This is a genomic window from Aureimonas sp. CAS, assembly GCF_059838215.1.
The window spans coordinates 2,943,979-2,961,613 of the sequence record NZ_CM187563.1 but is presented as its reverse complement, the minus strand read 5'-3'; the positions used below and the strand labels follow the sequence as shown (position 1 = coordinate 2,961,613).

The 17,635-nt window shown below is 68.9% G+C and carries 17 protein-coding genes and 1 tRNA gene; 10 read left to right on the top strand and 8 right to left on the bottom strand.

All coding sequences use genetic code 11. The features are described from left to right. Nucleotides 1-13 precede the first annotated feature (13 nt). Nucleotides 14-2,884, bottom strand: a complete 2,871-nt coding sequence (locus tag AC6R2M_RS14220; RefSeq protein WP_500483216.1) for an ATP-binding protein — start codon at nucleotides 2,882-2,884, stop codon at nucleotides 14-16. A 224-nt stretch (nucleotides 2,885-3,108) separates the two neighbouring features. Here AC6R2M_RS14220 and AC6R2M_RS14215 point away from each other — a divergent pair, with 224 nt between their 5' ends. From AC6R2M_RS14215 to AC6R2M_RS14170, 10 genes are all read left to right on the top strand, one after another. Next, complete coding sequence (locus tag AC6R2M_RS14215) at nucleotides 3,109-3,657, top strand: phasin family protein (protein WP_500483214.1); 549 nt, start codon at nucleotides 3,109-3,111, stop codon at nucleotides 3,655-3,657. A gap of 248 nt (nucleotides 3,658-3,905) precedes the next feature. Further along, nucleotides 3,906-3,982, top strand: a tRNA-His gene (locus tag AC6R2M_RS14210). 224 nt (nucleotides 3,983-4,206) lie between these two features. Then, on the top strand, nucleotides 4,207-4,377 hold the full coding sequence (locus tag AC6R2M_RS14205; protein WP_500483212.1) for a hypothetical protein: 171 nt from the start codon (nucleotides 4,207-4,209) through the stop codon (nucleotides 4,375-4,377). A gap of 274 nt (nucleotides 4,378-4,651) precedes the next feature. Next, nucleotides 4,652-5,386 carry a helix-turn-helix transcriptional regulator gene (locus tag AC6R2M_RS14200; RefSeq protein WP_500483210.1) on the top strand — a complete coding sequence of 245 codons (735 nt, stop codon included), beginning with the start codon at nucleotides 4,652-4,654 and terminating at the stop codon, nucleotides 5,384-5,386. Between the two features lie 179 nt (nucleotides 5,387-5,565). Beyond that, complete coding sequence (locus AC6R2M_RS14195; protein WP_500483208.1) at nucleotides 5,566-6,183, top strand: acyl-homoserine-lactone synthase; 618 nt, start codon at nucleotides 5,566-5,568, stop codon at nucleotides 6,181-6,183. Between the two features lie 104 nt (nucleotides 6,184-6,287). Continuing rightward, entirely contained in the window at nucleotides 6,288-6,971 is a 684-nt protein-coding gene (locus AC6R2M_RS14190) for a Crp/Fnr family transcriptional regulator (RefSeq protein ID WP_500483206.1), read from the top strand. A gap of 175 nt (nucleotides 6,972-7,146) precedes the next feature. After that, nucleotides 7,147-7,368, top strand: coding sequence for a hypothetical protein (locus AC6R2M_RS14185; RefSeq protein ID WP_500483204.1), 222 nt, complete (start codon nucleotides 7,147-7,149; stop codon nucleotides 7,366-7,368). Between the two features lie 256 nt (nucleotides 7,369-7,624). After that, the gene (locus AC6R2M_RS14180; RefSeq protein ID WP_500483203.1) at nucleotides 7,625-7,804 is read left to right on the top strand and encodes a DUF2256 domain-containing protein; all 180 of its coding nucleotides are present in this window, start codon (nucleotides 7,625-7,627) and stop codon (nucleotides 7,802-7,804) included. A gap of 63 nt (nucleotides 7,805-7,867) precedes the next feature. Beyond that, a complete protein-coding gene (locus AC6R2M_RS14175) occupies nucleotides 7,868-8,380 on the top strand; it encodes a TerB family tellurite resistance protein (RefSeq protein WP_500483201.1) in 513 nt (170 codons plus the stop codon). A 92-nt stretch (nucleotides 8,381-8,472) separates the two neighbouring features. Continuing rightward, nucleotides 8,473-9,165 (top strand): SDR family NAD(P)-dependent oxidoreductase, encoded by a 693-nt coding sequence (locus AC6R2M_RS14170; protein WP_500483199.1) that lies wholly within the window; start codon nucleotides 8,473-8,475, stop codon nucleotides 9,163-9,165. Nucleotides 9,166-9,178: 13 nt separating this feature from the next. On the opposite strand, the gene AC6R2M_RS14165 is transcribed toward AC6R2M_RS14170, so the two are convergent. The 7 genes from AC6R2M_RS14165 to AC6R2M_RS14135 all read right to left on the bottom strand — a co-directional run bounded on the left by AC6R2M_RS14165 (nucleotide 9,179) and on the right by AC6R2M_RS14135 (nucleotide 17,451). Further along, on the bottom strand, nucleotides 9,179-9,919 hold the full coding sequence (locus AC6R2M_RS14165; protein WP_500483197.1) for an SDR family NAD(P)-dependent oxidoreductase: 741 nt from the start codon (nucleotides 9,917-9,919) through the stop codon (nucleotides 9,179-9,181). After that, nucleotides 9,916-10,761, bottom strand: a complete 846-nt coding sequence (locus tag AC6R2M_RS14160) for a PCC domain-containing protein (RefSeq protein WP_500483195.1) — start codon at nucleotides 10,759-10,761, stop codon at nucleotides 9,916-9,918. The genes AC6R2M_RS14165 and AC6R2M_RS14160 overlap by 4 nt, the downstream gene beginning before the upstream one ends. Beyond that, complete coding sequence (locus tag AC6R2M_RS14155) at nucleotides 10,761-12,395, bottom strand: acyl-CoA synthetase (protein WP_500483193.1); 1,635 nt, start codon at nucleotides 12,393-12,395, stop codon at nucleotides 10,761-10,763. Before AC6R2M_RS14155 ends, AC6R2M_RS14160 begins: the two co-directional genes overlap by 1 nt. Nucleotides 12,396-12,408: 13 nt before the next feature. Next, nucleotides 12,409-13,578 carry an acetyl-CoA acetyltransferase gene (locus AC6R2M_RS14150; RefSeq protein WP_500483191.1) on the bottom strand — a complete coding sequence of 390 codons (1,170 nt, stop codon included), beginning with the start codon at nucleotides 13,576-13,578 and terminating at the stop codon, nucleotides 12,409-12,411. Further along, nucleotides 13,571-14,470, bottom strand: a complete 900-nt coding sequence (locus AC6R2M_RS14145; RefSeq protein WP_500487606.1) for an IclR family transcriptional regulator — start codon at nucleotides 14,468-14,470, stop codon at nucleotides 13,571-13,573. The genes AC6R2M_RS14150 and AC6R2M_RS14145 overlap by 8 nt, the downstream gene beginning before the upstream one ends. A 23-nt stretch (nucleotides 14,471-14,493) precedes the next feature. After that, nucleotides 14,494-15,513 (bottom strand): TRAP transporter substrate-binding protein, encoded by a 1,020-nt coding sequence (locus tag AC6R2M_RS14140; protein ID WP_500483189.1) that lies wholly within the window; start codon nucleotides 15,511-15,513, stop codon nucleotides 14,494-14,496. Nucleotides 15,514-15,582: 69 nt separating this feature from the next. Next, a complete protein-coding gene (locus tag AC6R2M_RS14135; protein WP_500483187.1) occupies nucleotides 15,583-17,451 on the bottom strand; it encodes a TRAP transporter large permease subunit in 1,869 nt (622 codons plus the stop codon). Nucleotides 17,452-17,635 lie beyond the last annotated feature (184 nt).

The following is a 17,635-nucleotide window of genomic DNA, read 5'->3' as shown; positions in this document are numbered from 1 at the left end:
CGCGGCCCGTCGCTCAGTGCGCCAGAACCCTCTGGGCCGGGAAAGTGATCTCGATCATCGTTCCCTCGCCGGGGATGGAATCGATGTGGAACTGAGCCTTGTTCGCCTCCACCAGCGCCTTGGTCAGCGGCAGTCCGAGGCCGGTGCCGTCGCCCCGCTCCTTGGCCGCCGAGTTCACCTGCTGGAACGGGGTCAGCGCGATCTCGATCTCGGTCTCGGTCATGCCGATGCCGCTGTCGCGGAAGCGCAGCGTCACGCTCCCGTCCTCGTCATAGCCCGTCGAGGCTACGATCTGGCCGCCCGCCGGCGTGAAGCGGATGGCGTTGGAGATGAGGTTCAGGGCGATCTGGCGCAGCGTGCGGCGGTCCGCCACGACCGGCGGCACGGCCTGCGCCAGCGTGGAGCGGACGAGCACCCGCTCGCGATTGGCCTGCGGCTGCATGAGCGAGACGATCTCGCCGACGATCTCGTTCAGCGACACCGCTTCGAAGGACAGCTCCACCTTGCCCGCCTCGATCTTGGAGATGTCGAGGAGGTCGTTGACGAGGTCGAGCACGTGGTGGCCGGAGCGCTTGATGTCGCGCAGATACTCCATGTAGCGCTCGTGGCCGACCGGACCGTAGGTCTCGGCGGTCATCACGTCGGCGAAACCGATGATGGCGTTCAGCGGCGTGCGCAGCTCGTGGCTGATATTGGCCAGGAACCGGCTCTTGGTCAGGCTCGCGTCCTCCGCCTGCTTGCGGGCGGCGACCAGCTCCGCCTCCGCCGCCTTCCAGTTCGCGATGTCGCGCAGGAGGACGCACCAGCCGCGCTCGCCCGACAGGCGCCCGATGGTGATGAAGAGCGGGATCGTGCCGCGATCGGCCACTTCCGCCGTGACTTCGCGGCCGTCGTTCAGGATGGCGGCGAGACCCTCGTCGCGCAGCGACTCCAGATAGCCGGTGGCGACGGCCCGGCTGGCGGGCGCCAAAAAGTCGGTGAAGCGACGGCCCGCATAGCCGTCCGCATCGACGCCCAGCAGAGACTGCGCCGACCCGTTCATGGAGCGCACGAGGCCGTTCGGATCGGTCAGGACGATGCCGTCGGTGGCGGTGTCGAGGACCGAGCGCAGCTCCTCCACCTCGCCCGTGAGCCGCGCGATCTCTCCCGCGTCGCCGGACATCGCGTCGCGGACGGGCGGTGAAGCCTGCGCGAAGGAAAAAGCGATGGACGACCGCCCGGCCAGGGCGACGCGCCGGATCTGGACGCGCGCGTCCAGAAGCGTGCCGTCGGCCCGCCGCAGCCGAACCGTCTCTTCGCCCTCGCCGGGTCGCGCCGTATCGTCGAACAGAGCCTCCAGACCGCCGGCCTCGATCAGGTCCTCGAGGCCGCCGTAGCCGGTCATCTCCAGAAAGGCGTGGCTGGCCAGGACGAGCCGCCCCTTGGTCTCGACCAGAAGGGCTGCGGGGAGGGCGGCGAGAAACGCCTCCAGTCCCGCGTCGAGCGGCGGCGATGCACCTTCCGGCGCCTGCGTCGCGCGATCGCGCGGCGCGAGCTCCACCCCGATCGCCTTGAAGGCATCGGCTTCGGCGTCCGAGAGATGACCGTCGCGCCGGCGCTCGCGCAGGGAGACGACGACGCCGCTGCCGGCCGGCTCGGGGCGCGGCTCCGGGCGGGCCGAGCGCTGGCCGAAGGAGGCGCCCGCCTCCGGTGCGGCGGCCGGAGCGGCAGCCGCCGAGCGCTGATCCCTGACGGCCTCCTTCTCCCGGCCGAGGGCCAGGCCGATCGCCAGAGGATCCTCGACATGCTCGGCCGGGCGCACGATCCCGAAGCCCCGGAAGCCCTCGAAGACCCGTTCCCGCCCGTAGGTCGGCAAGGCGGCGAGATCGACGGACACCTTGCGGTCCGTGCCCTCGACCGGCCAGAACACGGTGCGCCCGGCGAAGGTGTCGCGCCGCTCCATCAGCGCGCCGATCTCGCCCTCCTCGTCGAAGCCGAAGGCTTCGGCGACGTCCGCGAAGGCGAGCCCGCAGACATCGGCCGCCGCGGGGCCGACGATCTCCGCGAATTCGGGCGACAGCTGCTTGAAGCGGCCTTCGCCGTCGGTCTGCCAGACGAAGCGCACCGGCTCGCCGGCGAATCTGGAATCGAAGGCCGCGGCCGGTTTCGCCGCCGCATCCTGCTCGGCGGGCGCCTGCGGCGGGGAGGGCTCCTCCGCACTCTGCCGCGCGGCGGCGGAGAGCTGCGCCGCTCCGCGTCCGCGCAGCCGCTCGATCAAGGCCGCGATGTCGTTGCCTTCGGCGGCGGGCGGCTCCGGCGTTGCCGCCGGAGCGGGCTCCTCGCCCATCTCGACGAGCACGAGGTCGGAGGCGACACGCCAGAGCCCGTACCGCCCCTCCTCGGCCCGGCCCTCGTCGCTCTCGATCAGTCGGGCGGCGATCGATGCGGCGGCCTTCGCCTCCGCCGATCCCGGCTCGAAGGACGGGTGGGCGAGCACGGGGGCGGCCGCGTCGAAGATCGCCGCATCCCGCGACCCCGCTTCGCGCAGGAGGCGCTCGGCGAGCTCGGCGCGGCGCTCGCGACGGGCGCCCGGCACGGGGGCGGTGAGGATGGCGATCGGCGAGCCTTGCGCGTCGTGCGACGTCAGGACATGGGCGGTGACCCAGACCTCCAGACCCTCCGCCGTCGACTTCATGCGCAGCATGGCCTCGCCGTCCTCCTGCAGGACGGGCGCGACGACGCGCAGCTGGCGCAGGGAGAGGGACAGGTCGCCGTCATCCGTTCCCGGCGCGGCGAAGAGCCGGCGGGCGAAGGTGTTGGCGAAGAGGATGTCGGTCAGATCTGGAGCGAGCACCACGACCGCGCGCCCGGATTCGTTGGCGATCCGGACCTCCGCAAGCGCCATGATGTCTGCGTTCGAAGAGGGCACGTGATGAGACTCGGCGCGAGATTCCGGGGTGATCGTTGACGAAGTCTTAATATGCCCCAGTGAACAAATCCAGAATACGGAAGCTTGGAGGCGACGCAAAGGCGCCGATAGGTTAATTTCCACCGGCAGGAGACGGTTTGCCGGGAAACAAATCGGCGATGTGCCGTTGTTCGAAGGCTTCAACAAGGGAGATCAGAAGGATGGCCGGTCCGAAGCAGAATGCCGCCGACGACTTGCAGAATGCAGCCAACCAGATGCAGGACGCCGCGAAGGAGACGATGGAGCGCACCCAGGACGCGTTCCGGCAGGCGATGGACCCGGATGCCATCGGCCGCGCGCAGTCGGCCATGGGGGTCGATCCGCAGAAGATGCAGGAGACGCTGCGGACGATGACGGAGCGCTCGCGCGAGCAGTCGCAGGAGGCCTATCGGCGCCTGAAGACGGCCGCCGAAGAGGCGACCCGCACCATGGAGAGCACGGTCGAGAACGCCCACAACGGCTCGCTGACGCTCTCCCGCAAGGCGCTGGAGGCCATGCGCTCCAACGCCGAGATGGGCTTCGAGCATCTGGAGAAGCTGGCCTCCGCCAAGTCGGTCTCCGAGCTGATCGAGCTGCAGACCGGTTTCGTCCGTCGCCAGATGGAGGCGGCCGCCGATCAGGCGCGCGAGATGCAGGCGATCTCGCAGGAGATCGGCCAGGAACTCCTGCGTCCGGGCCGCGAGGCCGCCGAGCGGATGAAGCAGGGCTGATCGGCCCGTCGCCCCGGCGCGTGCGTCGGGCGCTCCTCAAGCGAGGAGGCCGGGTGCCGCGGGGCGGCCGGCCTTCGAGCGTCAGGGAAAGGCGGAACGGACACGGCGACGGTGCGGCTTGGCAAAGCGGGCGGCTCTTTGCGGATAAGTCCGCCACTGCTCGCGTTCGGCGTTAGCGGCTTGCGTCACGGCGCCAAAAGCCGTATCTCCCCTTCCAGTCGCGGCGGGCCAGCCCGCCGGCGAGGCGTGCGGTTGTAGCTCAGCTGGTTAGAGCGTCGGATTGTGGCTCCGAAGGTCGGCGGTTCGAACCCGCCCAACCGTACCATCCCCCCACACATCTTTGGCGCTCGGGTTGCTGGCGGGAATCGCGAAAGCGAACTCCGCCATCGGACCACGCGCATGGACAAGCGCTGGACGGGCGGCCGGCAAAGACGTCGTCCGCTGCTTACAGAGATGTAACTGGGACGCTGCGCTCTTCCGTCGTAGTCGAGCCGCATGTCCACTGTATCCCCGCCCCTTTCGGAAGATGAGGATCGTGTCCTCGACTGCATGAGTGCGATCGAGGCTTCGTTCGCATCTGTCGAGAAGGCCGCGGTCGAGGTCGGATGGCGGCCGATCGAGGTGGCCCTCGCCATGCTCGACCTGAGCCGGATGCGCCTCCAGGCCCTGATCGAGGCGGCCGAAACCAAAGGCTCGCGTGGGTCCTGGGGGCCTCATTAGAGCCCCGTGCGTCCGAACGAACGCACAAAGGTCGCTCCAACTCTCTGAATCGACGCATCAGGCTTTTTAGAAAATCGAATTCGATCCTCGGGCCGATGCTGTCGGGCCTTCCGGGGTCTGCCGGTTCGTCTTCGCCGGGCCGCCCATGGGCCGGTTCGCCGCCTGTCCTGCGCGACGCGGCCACGGACAGGACGTGTGGAACGTCGAAGGCCGGCTACCATTTGTGCGGGTTCTCTGCACATCCTTCGCCTCTCACGGGAGGCGATGAAGGCCGATGGCGAACGCGCGGTCGCTCTGGAACGTGCTCAGCAACACTCAGGCGCTCATGCGCGCGATCGAGACCTGTCGACGGCGCGACGAGCTGGACGACGTGCTTCATGTCGCGACGGCCGCGTTCGGGGTCTCGCGGCACCTGATCGGCATCGTGCCGTCGCAGCCGATCCCGCCGGCCGAGCAGGCCGGGCATGTTCTGGCGGGAGCCTGGCCGGAGGAATGGGCGCGGCGGTACTTCGCGCGCCAGTATGTCGAGGACGACCCGACGATCGCGCACGCGCGCGGCGAGAACGAGCCGCTGTGGTGGGGCGACGTGCGCGCCACGGCGCGGGCCGGCCTGATCATGGACGAGGCGAAGAGCTTCGGTCTTCAGGAAGGAACCACGATCCCGCAGATCACCCTCGACGGGCTGCGTCTGGGCGTGAGCTTCTCCGGCGAACGGATCGACGATTCCCCCCAGGCGCGGACGGCTCTCCTCTTCATCGCCTCCGCCGGCGCCAGCCGCGCGATCAGCCTGGCCCAGCCCCCGTCCCCCGCGGTCCCGCGTCTGACCAATCGCGAGCGGGAGTGCCTGCTCTGGCTCATCGACGGCAAGTCCGACTGGGAGATCAGCGTCATCCTCGGGATCAGCCGCCGGCTGGTCGAACGCTACATGCACTCCATCCGGACCAAGCTCGGCGTTTCGACACGCGTGCAGACGGTCGTCGCGGCGTTTCGCCTGGGCCTTGTGTCTTAGAGCGCCGTGCGTCCGATCGGACGCAGAAAGGCCGCTCCATCTCTTTGGATCTGCGCATCAGGCTTTCCGAAGACTGATTCCGACTTTCAGGCCGATGCCGTAGGGTTCGGATATCCGAACTGCCGCACCTTTCCGTTAAGTTGCAAATCCTCGTTCAGCAACCACTGAGCGAGGAACCCATGCTAACCGTCGTCGATCAACGGAACCGCCAAGCCCACGAGGACCTCATTCGCGCCGCGCGCCGTTTGCGCCACGAGGTCTTCGTCGAGGAGATGGGGTGGAGCGAACTGGCATCGCCGACGGGTCTGGAGAGCGATCAGTTCGATACGGACGCGATCGTGGAAATGGTGATCGAGGAGGACGGCCGCGTCGTCGGCTACCAGCGGCTTCTCCCCACCACGCAACCCTTCCTCCTGTCGCATGTCTACCCCAAGCTCTGTGACGGCCGCCCGCCGTCCGGCCCGGACATCTTCGAGTGGACGCGCTTCGCCGTGGCGGCCTCCCACCGCGGGGACGGCAAATCGCTCGGGCCCACCGCGCTCCGCCTGGTGAAGTCCTTCGTCGAATGGGGCCTTTCCAGCGGCGTTCGCTCGATGGTGGTGGAGATGGAGCCGATCCAGCTGCTTCGCTTCGTCGCATGCCATTTTCGAGCCTATCCGCTCGGTATCACGCACTCCGTCGGCGGACGGGACGTTCTGGCGATCCGCGCCGATTTCGACGAGCGGACGCTGGCGCGGCTGGAGCAGCTGGAAGCCCTGCAAGCAGCGCCCGCGCGTCGTTCCGGACAGCGGCCGTAGCCCTCACCGTTCCCGCTCCCGGTGAGCCGGACGGGTCCAATGGGACGCTCGGCACCGGCTGTGCCCTTCCCGAGTCGCGGTCGTTTTCCGACAGGCCGAAGATCATGCAAAGAACGCCAACGAGCGACGGTCGGGCAGAGTATCGAAACGTCGTCCTCTCATCGACCAGCGACGGAAGCCTCCGAACGTTCAGGGACGAGCTCGAACTCGTCTCCCTGGAACGGGGGCAGGTTCTCAGCGAACCGTCGCGGATCCCGGACTATGTCTATTTCCCGGAGGGCGGCATCATTTCGCTGTCCGTGGAAATGAGCGGCCGGAACATCGACGCCGGCATGATCGGGCGGGAAGGCATTTCGAGCTACTCCGCTCTTCGCAAGGGGCGCTTTCCGGACGCTCTGTCGACGGTCCAGGTGGGCGGCGCGGCCGCCTACCGCATCCCGGCGGACCGCTTCCGCCACGCCGTCGAACGCTGCCCCGATCTCTACGATGCCATCCACGACGCCCTCTACGGCCTGATGGGGCAGATCGCCCTGACGGCGGCGTTCAACGCGCGCCACCTTCTGGCGACGCGCGTGGCGCGCTGGCTGCTTCTGTGCGCCGAACGCCTGGACGGACGAACGATCCCGGTGACCCATGACTTTCTGGCTCGGGTCCTCGGCGTGCAGCGAACCAGCGTCACGACCATGCTCCATCTGATCGAAGGCCAGAACGCGATCAGGAGCCGGCGCGGCGCCGTGGTCATCGTCGATCGGCATCGGCTTCGCCGGCTCGCGGGCGAAGTCGTGTAGGCCCGATCGTCCGGCCGTTCATTGCAGCATCTGGTTGAGTGGACTCGAGCCGGCGCGGAGATCGTTCGGCTAACTGACTGTCACATAATTCGAACTTACGTTCGCTGTTCGGAGATACTGCGTCCACTCCTGCGCACTCTATGCAACTTCTCCGCGATAGCGTAGCGCACGGGCCATGATCGTCTCATCTCCCGTCCACACCGCAGAAGACCCCGATCGCCCCTCCGAATGCGAGGAGGCGATCGAGGCTGCGATCGTCGAAATCGAGCGCGCCGCCGTCGAGGCGGGCTGGAAGGAGATCGAAATCGCCATTGCGATGGTCGATCTCGGAACGGCGAAGCTCAAGAGCATCCTGGAGAATGTCCAGGCCGGACTGTCGCCGTCCTACCGCCATTAGAGCGGCGTGCGTCCGATTGGCCGCACAAACGCCGCTCAGTCTTTGAACCTGCGCGTCAGGCTTTTCGAAAATCGATTTCGATCTTCGCGCCGTTGCCGTAGGGCGTCGCCCTGCCGCTCGGGACGCAGGCGCCGAACGTCCAAAAAGCGCCGGTCCGGCTCCCGGCCGACGCAGAGGCGCTCGGAACGCCCGCGGGCCTCATCCGTTCGGCTGGAACGCCTGCAAGACGGCGTGTCGCAAGAGGAAGAGCGCGTCCATGCGTCGGAAGGCCGACCTTCCCTCCAAGATCTGCCGGCATTGCGGACGGCCGATGGTCTGGCGCAAGGCCTGGGCGAAGACCTGGGACGACGTCCTGTACTGCTCCGAACGATGCCAGCGGGAGGCCAAGGCGGCGCGGCGGTCTGAGGGCGCCGCGCAAGCGATCACGAAGGCTTGAGGGGCGGCTCGTCTTTCGCCATAGCAGGGGCATCAAGGGTTCAGGACGAGGTTCGTCTGCACCATGCACCTGCTGATCGCCTTCGGCGCGGCTCTCGCCGCCATTCTCTACTTTCTCATTCGAGCGCGCTACGCGGTCCGGGAGGTTCGCGAACTCGACCGCGACACCAAGATGCTCCAGCATCGCGCCCGGAACGGCATCGAGCGTCTGATCGGCTCGCCGCTGTCGCGCATTCGCGATCCGCGTCTGGCGGCGACGATCCTGATGATCCAGCTCGTGCGAACCGGATCGCCGATCACCGCGGCCGAGCGGAGCACGATCCACGCCAACATGCGCGACAGGATGCAGGTGGAGGACACCGAGGCCATGTTCCGGCGCGCCTTCGGCTACACGCGCGAACGCGCCTTCTTCTCGATCTTCGCGGAGGAGCTCGGGCCGCTCCTTCGCTCCAAACTCGATGCGCGGGAGCGAGCGGACCTCCTCGACATGCTGAGCGAGGTCGCCAGCGCCTATGGCGAGGCGAGCGAGCTGCAGGCCGGCTCGCTCGTGCGGATGCGGAAGATCCTCGATCGCTGAAGGCCGGTGTCGGGCGGCGTTCACTCGGCCGCCCGGCGCTCTATCCTCCCGCACCTCGAAGCGCGCGCGAGGAGAGGCCAGTGCCGGACCGCATGACGTCCCTCGCTTCGCCTTATCGCGCCCTCGTCGTCGGGGCGACCGGCGGGCTCGGACGCGCCTTCTGCGACCGGCTCGCGGACGATCCGAACTGCGGCGGGGCGACGGGCCTGTCGCGCGCCACCGGCTTCGACCTCCTCGACGAGGCGAGCATCGAGGCGGCGGCGCTGGAAATGAAGGACGGCGGGCCGTTCGACCTCGTCCTGATTGCCACCGGGGCGCTGTCTTCCGGGCAAGGGCAGCCCGAAAAGACCATCCGCGCCATCGATCCGGCGGCTATGGCGGCGCAGTTCGCGGTGAACGCCATCGGCCCGGCGCTGGTGCTCAAGCATGTCGTGCCGCTGCTGCCACGCGGCCGACGCTGCATCGTCGGGCTTCTGTCGGCGCGCGTCGGCTCGATCGGGGACAACCGGCTGGGCGGCTGGGTCTCCTACCGCGCGTCCAAGGCCGCGCTGAACCAGATCGTGCGAACGGCGGCGATCGAGGTCGCCCGCACGCGCCCGGACGCGGTCATCGCGGCGCTTCATCCGGGAACCGTCGCGACGCGTTTCTCGGACGCCTTTTCCGCGGGGCGCGACCGGCTCGCACCGCAGGACAGCGCAAGCCGGCTCCTGACCGTGCTCGACGGGCTGCAGCCTTCGGACAGCGGCGGCTTCTTCGCCTATGACGGATCGCGGATCGAGTGGTGATCGATCCGGGTTCTCAGGGCATCAGCCCGGCCGTGGTGAAGCCGCCGTCCACCGCCAGGATCTGCCCCGTCACATAGGAGGACGCGGTCGGGTCGATGAGGAACAGGACGGCACCCGCGATCTCGTCCGGCTCGCCATAGCGGGCGAGGGGGACGCGCGACACCCAGCGCTGGCGCGCGGCCGCGTCATGCATCTGCCGCGCCATCGCCGTCTCGATCGGGCCCGGCGCGACAGCGTTGACGCGGATGCCGGAGGCGGCGAGCTCCACCGCCATGATCTTCGTCAGCGTGACGATCGCGCCCTTGGACGCGCCATAGGCCGAGCGGCCGAGATTGCCGAGGATGCCGGAAACCGAGGCGATGTTGACGACCGAGCCCCGCCCGGCCTCCAGCTGCGGCAGGAGCGACTGGACGAGGGCGAAGCCCGCGACGACATTGATCTCGTAAATCCGGCGAAACATCTCCGTCGTCGTCTCGCGGATTTCGGTGTTGGAGCCGACGCCCGCGCTGTTGACGAGGCCGGCGACCGGACGACCCTCCAGCGAGCCGACGAACTCCGCGATGGCGGCCTCGCTGGTCAGGTCGATGGGATGGACCGAAAGTTCGGCTTGCGGCAGCCGCGCGCGCAGGGCTTCGAGCCCGCTTGCGTCGCGGTCGAGCGCGGCGACCGGCCAACCGTGTGCTGCGAGCCGCTCCACCGTCGCGAGCCCGATGCCGGACGCCGCACCGGTGACGATCACGAGACCCTTCGTCATTCCTGTCCTCCCAGAGCTTCCACGACGATCTCGAAGGTGACGCCGACCGGATTGTCGCCGGCTTCGAGGACGCCCTCCGCGACCTCGCCCTCGATGTCGACGACGACGACCGGCAGATGCGCCCGGCCTTTCGTCAGCCTGCCGCCGGAGACGAAGATCTCCGTCGCGGCGCAATCGACGCACTTCCCGTCTGAAAAGCGCACGCCATCGACGCTGCCGATACCGTGGATGCGCGCCTCCGCGATCCCGGCATCATGGCAGGCCGCCTCGATCGCCCCCGAAACGTCCTCGCCGGGCCGGACCCTCAGAAGGAGCCCGTTCGGGCGATCGGGCGCCTCGCCCGGCGAGGGCGTGAACAGGGAGAAGGCGGTCTCCGCGTCGGGCCGGCGCTCGAAGACGGCGCCGAAGGCCGCAAGGCCGCGCACGGGAATCGGCGTCTCCACCGGGCTTTCGGGCGCCAGCATGTGGCCGGCCTCCGGCAAGCCGTCTCCCGCTCGCCAGCGTCCGTGGCAGTGGAGGAAAGGGGCCGATGCTTCGCGCCCGACGATGGCGACGGCTTCGACGATGTCCGCGCCGTCCGCCGCCTCGAAGGTTCCGCTGTACCATGCGGCGTGGAGGCCGTCCGTGCTCGGTGCGGGGATCACGTAGCGAAAGGGCCGGCATCGGCCGCCGGAGAGCGTCAGCACGCCGCCCGGCGCCCCGGCCTCGCCGAAGATGCGCGCGACCTCCGACAGAACGTCGCGGCCGGGGCGAAGCGTGCCCTCGACCGGGGCCAGCCGGACCGGCGCCGCGACCATGCGTTCGGCCTCGGCAGGGCCGGGATGACGCAGCTCGCGCAGCATCAGCCGGCCCGCTTGAGGTCGGGCGCACCCGTCAGCGCGCCGCGCCGCTCGAGCTCCTCGCGGACCATCTTTTTCGTGATCTTGCCATAGGCCGACTTCGGGAGAGCGTCCCAGAAGAGGACGCGCTTCGGCATCTTGTAGCGGCTCATCTTGCCGTCGAGAAAGGCGAGAATGTCGGACTCGCTCGCCGTCGTCCCGTCCCGCATCACGCAGACCGCGACGCCGACCTCGCCCCAGACCGGGTCTGGCACGCCCAGGACGGCGACCTCGCTCACCGCGCCGTGCGTCAGGATCTTCTCCTCGATCTCGCGCGGATAGACGTTGGAGCCGCCCGATATGTACATGTCGGAAGCGCGGCCGGTGATGTAGACGAAGCCCTGGTCGTCCATGTGGCCGAGGTCGCCGGTGCGGAACCAGCCGTTACGGAAGGCCTTCGCGTTGGCCTCCGGGTTGTCGTAGTAGCCCGCGAAGACCGCCGGCCCGACGACGCAGATTTCCCCGGTCTCGAAGGGCGCCAGCTCGCGTCCGTCATCGCCCTGGATCTGCACCTCCATGCCGGTGCGCTCGAAGCCGCAGGTGCCGATGCGCGCGGCCTCGTCGTCCTCCGGCGAGTGAAGCGCAGGAGGAAGGACGGTGATGGCGCCGGTCACCTCGCCGAGGCCGAAATACTGGACGATGACCGGGCCGAGCACCTGGAGCGCGCGCTTCTGGTCCTCGCGATACATCGGCGCGCCGGCATAGATGACGTGGCGCAGCGAGGAGTGGTCGCGCGTCCTGGCGGCCGGATGCTCCACCAGCATCTTCAGGATGGTCGGCACGGTGAAGATGTTCGTCACGCGCCAGCGCTCGATCAGATCGAAGGCGGCCTCGATGTCGAAGCGCTCGGTGGGGAGCAAAATCGTCTTCACCCCGCGCGCGGTCTGGCAGAGCTGGTTGACGCCCGCGCCGTGGGACAGCGGGGCGACGACGAGCGAGGCGCCGTCCGAGGTGGTGCCCGGCATCAGATCGCAGAGATGGTTGTTCACCACGAAGGCCATCTGGCCGTGGGTGAGGACCGAGGCCTTCGGCCGGCCCGTCGTGCCGGAGGTGAAGAAGAACCAGGCCGGGTCGTCGTGCTCCACCGGTTCGGGCGCGGCGACGCGGCCGCCGAACTCGTCCACCAGCGCGTCGTAGGACGGGCCGAAGGGCGCCTGCCCGATCGCGATGGTGAAGGCGAGACCGGGGAGGGCGTCGGCGACGGCCGCCGCGTGGTCCGGGAAGGCGGCATTGCAGATGAGGCCGCTGGCGCCGGCCGTCGCGCCGGCCGTCGCGACCTCCTCCGGCGTCTGGCGGAAGTTCGTCGGCACATAGACCGCGCCGACGCGGAAGCAGGCGAACATCGCCTCGAACATCTGGTTGCAGTTCTGGGACTGGACGAGGATCCGGTCGCCCTTCTGCACGCCGAAGCGTTCGCGCAGCGCGCTTGCCATGGCGTCGATGCGGGCGTCGAGCTCGGCCCAGCTCCATTGGCGCTCGCCCCAGACGAAGGCGGGGGCGTCGGGCTCCCGGCGCGCGGCCTGGGTGACGAAGCGCGAGAGGTTCATGACGCGGCGGGACACGGGCGAGAGCCCGCCGCGCGGCTGGGTGGCCTGCATGAGCTGGTCCGTCCTACTTCACGCGTTCCAGGATGGAGACGTAGTTGGCGACCGCCGCGCCCCCCATGTTGAAGACGCCCGCGCGGTTCGCGCCCTCGATCTGCATCTCCCCCGCCTCGCCGCAAAGCTGCATGGCGGCCATCACATGCATGGAGACGCCGGTCGCGCCGACCGGATGGCCCTTGGATTTCAAGCCGCCGGAGGGGTTCACCGGCAGGCGCCCGCCCTTCAGCGTGGTGCCCTCGCGCGCGACCTTCCAGCCCTCGCCGCGCTCGGCGAGGCCCATCGCCTCGTATTCGATCATCTCGGCGATGGTGAAGCAGTCGTGCGTCTCGACGAAGTCGAGATCGTCGAGCGAAAGGCCGGAGGCCTCCAGCGCCTGCGCCCAGGCCCGGCGCGCGCCGTCGAACTCGGTCGGGTCGCGCTTCGAGAGCGCCAGCACGTCGTTCTGGTGCGCGCGGGCGCGGAAGGCGACGGCGCGCTTCAGCTCGGCCGCGACCTCTGCGCTGGCGACGACGAGGGCGGCGGCGCCGTCGGAGATCAGCGAGCAGTCGGTGCGGCGCAGCGGCGCGGCGACATAGGGGTTCTTGTCGGAGACCGTGTTGCAGAACTCGACCGAGAAATCCTTTCGCATGTGGGCAAAGGGGTTCGACAGCCCGTTGTGATGGTTCTTCGCCGCGATCATGGCGAGCTCCTCGGAGCGGTCGCCGTAGCGCTGGAAGTAGCCCTGTGCGATGCGGCCGAAGAGGCCGGCGAAGCCGCCGTCGATGTCGGCTTCCTCCTCCCGGTAGGAGGCGGAGAGAAGGATGTCGCCGGCCCGCGCGGTCGGGACGCCGGTCATCTTCTCGGCGCCGACGACGAGGGCGACGCGCCCGCGCCCCGAATTGACGTAGTCGAGCGCCGAGTAGAGCGCCGCCGAGCCGGTGGCGCAGGCGTTCTCGGTGCGCATGGCGGGCGTCCTGGACAGGGCGTCGGCGCCCATGCCGACGAGCGCGCCCTGGAAGTCCTGCGAGGTGAAGCCGTTGTTGTAGACGCCGACGAACATGGCATCGACGTCCTCGGGCTGCAGGCCGGCATGCTCCAGGGCGGGCAGGGCGACCTCGGCCATCAGCTCGCGCGTGCCCTGCGCCTCGGACTTGCCGAACTTCGAATGCGCCCAGCCGACGATCTGCGCTTCAGACATGGTGTGTCTCCTTCTGCACGGCTTTCGATAGGGGTTTGCGGACCGGCTTCGATCCCTTGTCGCGGGAGAACAGCCTGGCGAGCTTGGCTTCGATGCGGCGGGCCTCGCCGCGCATGAGGCCGACGATCTCGACCTGGCGCTCGGGATGCATCCGCGAGTCGATGGCGGCGACGGAGAGCGCGCCGGCGACGCGCCCATCCGGGAACAGGACTGGCAGCCCGACCCCCCAGGAGGAGGAGACGACGAGGCCCGGATTGAGCGCGTAGCCGCGCTCGCGCGTGTCGGCCATGGCGCGCGGCAGCGTCTCGCCGGCATAGGCCGGGTAGCGCTCGGTCAGGATCGCCGCGTTTCGGGCCAGGATGTCGGCCGCCTCGGGCTCGGGCAGGGCGGCGAGGATCGCCAGCGAGCCCGCGCCGACGCCGAGCGGATGCTGGTCGCGGGTCTGCAGCGCGTGGGTGCGCACGGGATAGGCGCCTTCCTCGCGGTGCAGGCAGACGGCGTAGGCGTCGCGGCGCATGGAGAGGAAGCTGGTGTCGCCGGTCGCCGCGCTCAGGCTCCGCAGGCTCTCCATCGCGATGTCGAGAAGCGAGTGACGGCGGCCGGCGAGGAGGCCGAGGACGTATATCTCGTCGGACAGGAAGTAGCGGCGGCTTGGCTCGGCCTGCTCCACGAGGCGCGAGCGCATGAGCGCGACGAGAAGGCGGCGGGCCGTGGGCTTGTTCAGCCCGCTCGCCTCCACGATCTCGCCGAGAGAGATGCCCCGCTCGGCCTCGCGCCCGACGAGCGACAGGAGCGCCAGCGCCCTGTCGACCGCCTGCGCGCCGGGAACGGCGGACAGGTTCGCGGTCGGGGCTTGCCCCGTTCCGCGCTCCTGCGTTCCGATCGGCATCATCGCGCCCATGCGGTTCGAACGGTTCAGCCGAGATCCCGGCCGACCGCCTCCTCGAGGATGCCCCAGGCCTCGTCGCCGAAGCGGCCCTTCCACTCTGCGTAGAAGCCGGCTTCCTCCAGCTTGTCCTGGAAGAGGGCACCGTCGGGCTCGTTGAACTCCATGCCGAAGCCCTCCAGCTCGCCGCGCAGATTGGCGTTGAGCTGCATCACGTCGGCGCGCTCCAGATCGGCGGCGGCGTTGAAATTGTTCGCGACGATCTCCTGCAAATCCTCCGGCAGGCCCTCCCAGGCGCGGCGGTTGCCGAGGATCCAGAAGCCGTCCCACATGTGGTTGGTGAGCGAGCAGTAGTCCTGCACCTCGTAGACCTTGTGGGTGGTCAGGATCGCCAGCGGGTTCTCCTGTCCGTCGACGACGCCGGTCTGGAGCGCGGCGTAGGTCTCGGCGAAGTTGATCGAGGTCGGGGCCGAGCCGAAGGCCGAGAACATCGAGGTCCAGAGCGGCGAGACCGGCACGCGGATCTTGAAGCCCTCGAGGTCGGCGGGCGTCACGATGGGCTTGGTCGAGGAGGTGATCTGGCGGAAGCCGTTGTCCCAGATCTTGTCCATGGTGACGAGGCCGCGCTCGGCGATCTGCGCGCGCGCGTAAGAGCCGAGCGCGCCGTCCATCGCGGGCCAGACCGCGTCGTAGTTCGGGAAGGCGAAGCCGATGCCGCTGATGGCGGCGTTCGGAACCAGCGTCGAGAGGATCAGCGGCGAGAGCGAGAAGAACTCCACGCCCCCCGAGCGCACCTGGCTCAGCATGTCGGTGTCGGCGCCGAGCTGGGAGGAGGGGAAGATCTGCAGCTCGAACCGGCCGTCCGATTCCTCGCGCATCTTCGCCGCGGCCTCCTGCGCGCGCACGTTCATCGGGTGCGTCAGCGCCTGGTTGTTGGCGAATTTGTAGGTGAACTCGGCCGCATGCGCGGGGCGCGTGCGGATGGAGAAGGTGGTGGCGATGCCGGTCGCAGCGGCGCCGACGACGAACTGCCTGCGGGTGATCTTCATGTCCGTTTGTCCTCCCGGATGGTTCTGGCTTGTCGTTGCATGTTCCGCGCGCCGCCCGTCTCCCGGCGGTCAGAGCGCGAAGGTTGAGAAGAAGGGGAAGGCCGCGATGATCAGGAGCCCCGCGAACAGGGCGCCGATATAGGGCCAGATCGCGCCCATCGCCTCGTCCGGCGAGACGTTGCCGATCTTGCAGGCGATGTAGAAGCCGACGCCGATGGGCGGCGCCATCAGCCCGATGTTCATCGCGGTCACGACCACCATCGAATAGTGGATGTCGTTGATGCCGAGCGAGCGGGCGACCGGGAACATGATCGGCGCCATCAGGACGATGGCCGGCAGACCCTCCAGGATGCAGCCGAGCACCAGGAAGATGGCGATCGAGACCAGCATGAAGGTCATCCAGCCGCCCGGCAGGTCCGAGACCATGCCGACCAGCTGGTTGGCGAAGCCCGTCTGCGTCAGCGCCCAGGCCATGGCGGTGGCAGTGCCGAGAATGATGAGGATGGCGCCCGACAAGGCGGCCGTCTCGACCAGCATCGAGTAGATCTTCGCCGGGCGGATGCCGCCGTAGAGCACCATGCCGATGATCATGGCGTAGAGGACGGCGAGAGTGGAGACCTCGGTCGCGGTGGCGACGCCGCCGCCGACCGCCGAGCGGATCAGGAAGGGCAGGACGAGCGCGGGGGCCGCCACGATCGCCGCCTTGCCGATCGCCTTCATGGGCGAGCGGCGGATGCCGTCCATGACCTCGTGGCGCGCCTTCCAGCGCGCCAGCAGCGCCAGCACGACGAGCAGCACCATCGCGATGATGAAGCCGGAGGTGAAGAGCCCTGCGATGGAGACGCCCGCCGCCGAGCCGAGGACGATGAGGACGATCGAGGGCGGGACGGTGTCGGCCATGGCGGCGCCCGTCGACAGAAGCGCGATCATCTCCTTGGGCTTGTGCCCGCGCCGCTTCATCTCCGGGAAGAGCGCCGGGGCGACCGTCGCCATGTCGGAGACCTTGGACCCCGAAATGCCCGAGACGAGGAAGAGCGAGCCGAGGAGCACGTAGCTCATTCCCGCCTTCACGTGGCCGAGCAGCGAGGCGAGGAACTCCACGATCGCCTTGCCCATGCCGGTGGCGTCGAGGATGCAGCCGAGCAGCACGAAGATCGGCACCGAGATCAGGATCAGGGCGGACATGCCCTCGTCCATGCGGCCGATGACGACGAAGACCGGCACGTTGGTCGTGAAGGTCAGGAAGGCCAGCGTGCCGAGGCCGAAGCAGAAGGCGATCGGCACGCCGAGGACGAGGAAGAAGGCGACGAAGCCGACAAGGAAGACGAGGATGTTGAGATTGCCGAGCGAACGAAGGTTCGGCCCGGCGAACCAGAGGGCGGCCGCGACGGCGGCGACGAAGGCGATGGCGCCGAGCGCCTGGAGCGGCGTTCCCTTCCGCCAGATCTGCGCGAGGACGAGGACGAGCATGAGCGCGATCCCGAAGGGGATCGCCGAGACGCGCCAGGACAGGGGAATGTTGAGCGCCGCCGAGGTGATCCAGGATTCCTCGATGGCGTAGTCGATCGCCGGCCAGACCAGCGCTCCGAGGAAGGTCGCCATCAGCACGAGCGCGAGCGTTTCGGCGCGGGGCCGCCAGCTCTCGGGCATCAGCGTCAGGAAGATCGTCAGCCGCAGATGTTCGGCGCGGTCGATGGCGATGGCCGAGCCGAGCATGGCGAGCCACAGGAAGGAGATCGAGGCGACCTCGTCGATCCAGATGATGGGGCGGTGGAAGACGTAGCGAGAGACGACGCCGGTGAAGAGCAGGGCGACGATGAGCGTGAGCAGGACGGCGGACACCGCCTCCACGGGCCGCATGAGAACCGAGCCGCGGCGCGGGCCGGCGTCGAGATCGGGTGCATCGAGCGTCGAAACGCCTTCGGACGCGAGCGCCATGTCATCCTCCCCTCCGGTTCTCCATCGCCTGCCGGCGCTCCTTGCGCCGACCGGCGATGTGCGGACGGCCTCCTCCGAAGCCGTGACCCGCGACCGGTGTCAGTCCAGGGAACGGGCGCCTCCCGAGCGCCCCTCCCTCTTCTCTCGAGAGCGGCCCCTCCAGGCCGCCCGCCCTACGCGGTCC

Excerpts from the sequence above, each read along its gene's own strand:
- AC6R2M_RS14160 (WP_500483195.1), bottom strand. The coding sequence starts at position 10,761 with ATGCTGCGCGAGCTGCGTCATCCCGGCCCTGCCGAGGCCGAACGCATG.
- AC6R2M_RS14170 (WP_500483199.1), top strand. The coding sequence starts at position 8,473 with ATGACGTCCCTCGCTTCGCCTTATCGCGCCCTCGTCGTCGGGGCGACC.
- AC6R2M_RS14205 (WP_500483212.1), top strand. The coding sequence starts at position 4,207 with ATGAGTGCGATCGAGGCTTCGTTCGCATCTGTCGAGAAGGCCGCGGTC.
- AC6R2M_RS14220 (WP_500483216.1), bottom strand. The coding sequence starts at position 2,884 with ATGGCGCTTGCGGAGGTCCGGATCGCCAACGAATCCGGGCGCGCGGTC.
- AC6R2M_RS14190 (WP_500483206.1), top strand. The coding sequence starts at position 6,288 with ATGCAAAGAACGCCAACGAGCGACGGTCGGGCAGAGTATCGAAACGTC.
- AC6R2M_RS14185 (WP_500483204.1), top strand. The coding sequence starts at position 7,147 with ATGATCGTCTCATCTCCCGTCCACACCGCAGAAGACCCCGATCGCCCC.
- AC6R2M_RS14180 (WP_500483203.1), top strand. The coding sequence starts at position 7,625 with ATGCGTCGGAAGGCCGACCTTCCCTCCAAGATCTGCCGGCATTGCGGA.
- AC6R2M_RS14155 (WP_500483193.1), bottom strand. The coding sequence starts at position 12,395 with ATGCAGGCCACCCAGCCGCGCGGCGGGCTCTCGCCCGTGTCCCGCCGC.
- AC6R2M_RS14175 (WP_500483201.1), top strand. The coding sequence starts at position 7,868 with ATGCACCTGCTGATCGCCTTCGGCGCGGCTCTCGCCGCCATTCTCTAC.
- AC6R2M_RS14200 (WP_500483210.1), top strand. The coding sequence starts at position 4,652 with ATGGCGAACGCGCGGTCGCTCTGGAACGTGCTCAGCAACACTCAGGCG.
- AC6R2M_RS14140 (WP_500483189.1), bottom strand. The coding sequence starts at position 15,513 with ATGAAGATCACCCGCAGGCAGTTCGTCGTCGGCGCCGCTGCGACCGGC.
- AC6R2M_RS14150 (WP_500483191.1), bottom strand. The coding sequence starts at position 13,578 with ATGTCTGAAGCGCAGATCGTCGGCTGGGCGCATTCGAAGTTCGGCAAG.
- AC6R2M_RS14195 (WP_500483208.1), top strand. The coding sequence starts at position 5,566 with ATGCTAACCGTCGTCGATCAACGGAACCGCCAAGCCCACGAGGACCTC.
- AC6R2M_RS14165 (WP_500483197.1), bottom strand. The coding sequence starts at position 9,919 with ATGACGAAGGGTCTCGTGATCGTCACCGGTGCGGCGTCCGGCATCGGG.
- AC6R2M_RS14145 (WP_500487606.1), bottom strand. The coding sequence starts at position 14,470 with ATGATGCCGATCGGAACGCAGGAGCGCGGAACGGGGCAAGCCCCGACC.
- AC6R2M_RS14215 (WP_500483214.1), top strand. The coding sequence starts at position 3,109 with ATGGCCGGTCCGAAGCAGAATGCCGCCGACGACTTGCAGAATGCAGCC.
- AC6R2M_RS14135 (WP_500483187.1), bottom strand. The coding sequence starts at position 17,451 with ATGGCGCTCGCGTCCGAAGGCGTTTCGACGCTCGATGCACCCGATCTC.